The organism is Mesorhizobium sp. M8A.F.Ca.ET.202.01.1.1 (assembly GCF_004791595.1).
GTDB lineage: Bacteria > Pseudomonadota > Alphaproteobacteria > Rhizobiales > Rhizobiaceae > Mesorhizobium.
On sequence record NZ_SRUN01000110.1, the window covers coordinates 1 to 376 of the forward strand.

The 376-nt window shown below is 63.6% G+C and carries 1 protein-coding gene; it reads left to right on the top strand.

Annotated elements, in window-relative coordinates; all coding sequences use genetic code 11:
- Positions 1 to 151: 151 nt before the first annotated feature.
- Positions 152 to 376 (top strand): MarC family protein (locus tag EN845_RS34055; RefSeq protein WP_135931289.1); only part of this gene is annotated, 225 nt, incomplete at its 3' end.

Genomic DNA, 376 nt, shown 5'->3' on the forward strand with positions numbered 1-376 from the left:
GCTAAGTAAACAGATAGAGCGGATGCCGACTTTTCTATTGACCTGCATCCCGCTCTATCCGGCTGAAATCCCCTTCCGGCTGTTCCCACCGCTCCCGCTTTGCTCTACCAATTGAAGAGCTAGGGCGTCGCCCGGCGGGAGGGGACCAGCGATGCCGAGCTTCGACAGCCTGTTCAACGCCTTCGTCACCATCCTGGTGACCATCGACCCGCCGGGGTTGGCGCCGCTCTTCCTTGCCGTGACGCGAGGCATGAACCGCGAGGAGCGCCAGCAGGTCTCGGTGCGCGCCTCGGTATTCGGCTTCCTGGTGATGGCGCTGTTCGCCTTCGCCCGCGCCTCGATCCTGTCAGTGTTCGGCATCACGCTCCCGGCCTGC